At 74.4% G+C, this 3,401-nt stretch carries 2 protein-coding genes and 1 pseudogene; 1 reads left to right on the top strand and 2 read right to left on the bottom strand.

Annotated features, from left to right (window positions below; all coding sequences use genetic code 11):
• Both TA90_RS01670 and TA90_RS01665 read right to left on the bottom strand, forming a co-directional pair.
• Positions 1-722: pseudogene (locus tag TA90_RS01670) on the bottom strand (ATP-dependent DNA helicase RecG); the annotation flags it as partial.
• Positions 719-2,599 (bottom strand): DAK2 domain-containing protein, encoded by a 1,881-nt coding sequence (locus tag TA90_RS01665; protein ID WP_043534289.1) that lies wholly within the window; start codon positions 2,597-2,599, stop codon positions 719-721. The gene TA90_RS01665 and the pseudogene TA90_RS01670, both read right to left, overlap by 4 nt.
• A 272-nt stretch (positions 2,600-2,871) precedes the next feature.
• Here TA90_RS01665 and rpmB point away from each other — a divergent pair, with 272 nt between their 5' ends.
• Entirely contained in the window at positions 2,872-3,063 is a 192-nt protein-coding gene (gene rpmB, locus TA90_RS01660; RefSeq protein WP_043534287.1) for a 50S ribosomal protein L28, read from the top strand.
• Positions 3,064-3,401: the final 338 nt, after the last annotated feature.

Below are 3,401 nucleotides of genomic sequence, written 5' to 3'. Positions count from 1 at the left end.
TCGCGGGCCTCCAGCAGCCCGGTCTGGAGGACGAAGGCCTCCTCCCAGGCGAGGCTCGCGCGTGCCGCGCGGTGGGCGGCGTCGTCCACGGGGCGGTGGAGCGCACGCAGGGCTGCGGCGCGGCCCAGCAGCCCGTGGCGTTGGCGGACCTCCTCCGGCACCGGGTCGGGCACGTCGGAGTCGTCGAGGGCGTCGAGCACCATGGACACGGCCCGGGCGACCATCCAGGAGGTCAGGCCCGACCCCGCGGGGTAGATCGGGATCGGGCGCTCCTGGCGGCGGAGGATGTCCTCCTCGGACTCCCCCTCCGTCCCCTCGAACTGGGGGTGGGTGAGTTGGAGGTGCCCCCGGAAGGAGCCGACCTTCCCGGCGAAGAGGAAGTGCGCCCCGGGCACGAGGAGACGCTGGTGGGGGGCGAGGCGGAACTCGTTGGTGGCGAAGAAGGTCGCGTCGATGACGTCGGTCCCGTCGGTGAGCGCGACCTCGAGCCGCACCCCCTTGCGTGAGCGGTTGGGGACGAGACGGGTGGAGACGACCTCGGCGAGGATCGTCACGTCCTCGCCCTCGCGCAGGCCGGACAGGCGCGTCATCGCGCCCCAGTGGTAGTAGCGCCGGGGCGCCAGGGAGAGCAGGTCCCCCACGGTCGTCAGCCCCGCGCCGGCCAGCTTGCGTGCCGTGGGCCTGGGCAGGCGCAGGTCCAGGGGGATGTCGAGGGCGTTCACCGAACCCCCTGGAGCAGGCTGGGACCCTCCTGGCCGCCGTCGATGACCTCGAGGTCGGGGGGCGTCGGCTCCCAGGGGTCCAGTCCCTGGATCATCTGGCGCAGCGTGGCCACGAGCACCGGGCCGTCGTCAGCGGCCACGAGGACGCGCAGGCGCCTGGGCTGGATCGCGCACACCTCCTGGAGCACCGCGGCCAGCTCCGGACCCGGGGCGTCGGGGGGCAGGGCGTGGACCCGGCTGCGGGCCAGCGCGCGGTGGGTGGACTCCCGCAGCATCGGCTCGATGACACCGGCGACCGCGGGGCCGCCGGGACGGGGGACGAAGAAGGTCCCGCAGGCCCGGGCGACCTGCAGTGCGGAGAGGTCGTCCCCGGAGTCCGCGACGAGCAGGCGCAGGGGCCGACCCGGGGCGGTCGGGTCCTCCCCGGGGTCGGAGGTGGGCGAGGACGGGGAGGTGGTCGTGCGCGCCGGCTGCGGCACCGACGGGGACGTCGTCGCTGACAGGGGCGCTGACGGCACGGCGGACGCTGACGGGACAGTGGACGCTGACGGCACGGCGGACGCTGACGGCACGGCGGACGCTGACGGCACGGCGGACGCTGACGGCACGGCGGACGCGGGTGAGGGCCCGGCTCCCCCCACCACCCCCGCGCCGACGCCGCCCCCGCCGGGGAGGACGAGGTGGCGCGCGACCTCGCGTGCGAGATCGGCCGTGGCGGAGTCGCAGGGGGCCACCAGGCACACCCCGGTGGTGGAGGCCCGCACGGCCTGCGCGAGCGCCTGGACGTCACCGGGGTCCGGGTCCAGCAGGGTCACGGCGCCAGCCTGGGCGAGGTCCTCGACGAGGCCCGGGGCACGCGTGCAGGCCACGACCATGGCGCGCTCGACGCGCGCGAGTGTGCGCCGTTCCAACAGGCGCACCCCCCGGTGGGTGACGCCGTCGGAGAGCATGTCCTGCCCGATGAGTTCGTCGGGACGCGCATCGCACACCTGGAAGCGCACGACGGTGCCCGAGCGCGGGCGCACCGCCAGGGGTGCGGAGGTGTCCACGTGCAGCCGCCACTCCCCCACCCCGAAGAGGTCCGACCGGCCCACCACGGAGTGGCGGACCCCGAGTCCCTCGAGGCCCGCGCGGGCGGCCGCGACGTCCTCCGCCGTCCCGTGCAGGACGATGTCGACGGTGAAGGCCCGGTCGGGTGCGGGTGCCTGCGGCCGGGGCGAGGACGCCCCCGGGGAGCCCGCCAGGTCGGCGAGCATGTGGACCAGGGAGTCGAGCATCGAGTGGTCGCTGCGCACGGTGGCGTCCAGGGAGGCCAGGAGCAGTGCGAGCACCGCCGCCCCGGCGTCCACCCGCCCGGTCGAGTCATTGGTCGCGTTGACCAGGCCGTACTGTGCCTGGGCGGAGAAGACGGCCACCAGGCCACCCTCGTCGGGCAGGGTGTCCCCCAGGGTGTCGAGCTCCGAGGTGGCCTCGTCGAACATCGACTCCAGTGCCACCGACCAGTCCATGTGGACCTCGGAGAGGTCCCAGGGGTTGGCGCTGAGCATGCGGCGCACGTCCACCGGGCGCAGGGACTGGGCGCCGCCCAGTGCGTGGGCCCAGGTCGCGAGGACCGCGCCGAGGAGGACCCCGACGTGTCCGACCCCTGCCCGCACGGCGGTGTCGACGCCCATCTCGAGCGCCGACTCGAAGGAGGACTCGGGCTCGAGGTCGCCCACCGTCCGGGCCATGGCCGCCAGGGTGAGTGCGGCGTTGGAGCCCGTGTCGCAGTCCTGGCCGTCCCACCCGTCGAGGTCGTCGATGAATGCGTGCAGGCGCGAGGACTCCTCGGCAGCCGTGCGCAGTGTCTCCGCGAGGGTCTGCGCGGTGAGTGCCACTGGTTCCTCCAGGTCCTGTCGTCCGTGCCGGCGTGCCCGGTGGGGTCCGGCGTCCCCGGGCAGGCGGGTGCCCACACGGGCCGGGGGTGTCCCGACGATTGTCGCCGCACCGCGCCGCTGTGTGCCACCTGACACGCGGCGGGGGGTCCCAGGACTTGGACCGACGAGGGCGGATCGGCTATCCTCTTGTGGTTGCCTGCGGTGGATCCCCATCGCTGCATGAACCGACCCGCACGAGCGGGGACACAGAATCTGGAACCGAGGAGAACATCGTGGCTTCCGTTTGCGACGTCTGCGGCAAGGAACCGGGCTTCGGCAAGAGCGTCTCGCACTCCCACGTGCGCAACAACCGCCGGTGGAACCCGAACATCCAGCGCGTCCGCGCCCTGGTGGGTGGCACCCCGAAGCGCCTGAACGTGTGCACCAAGTGCCTGAAGTCCGACAAGGTCGTCCGCGCGATCTGAGTCAGGACGGCCGCGCGTCGAGCGCGACCCCCAGTGCTGAGCCCGAGGGCCCGGCGGGATCAATCCCGCCGGGCCCTCGGTGTGTCCCCATCGGGCCCGTGGACCCGTGGACCCGCCACGAGGTGCCACCGCGGACCACTGCGTGCCGCGGTGCCCGGTGGACCGGGCACCGGTCCGGGTCCCTCCGCGTCCGCGCCCGGCAGGTCGGCGTGTCCGCCCTCGTCGGTCCGGTGCCGACTCCCCACGGACCCGTCTGTGCGGGGCCGGCAGCACGGGGCCGGCAGCACGGGGCCGGCCTCACTGGCGGAAGTGGTCCCATCCCCCCGAGATGTCACGCC

Origin of the sequence: Actinomyces polynesiensis, assembly GCF_000820725.1 — a bacterium.
Lineage (GTDB): Bacteria > Actinomycetota > Actinomycetes > Actinomycetales > Actinomycetaceae > Pauljensenia > Pauljensenia polynesiensis.
Note: the sequence above shows the minus strand (reverse complement) of the source record. Positions and strands in the feature narration are given on the sequence as shown.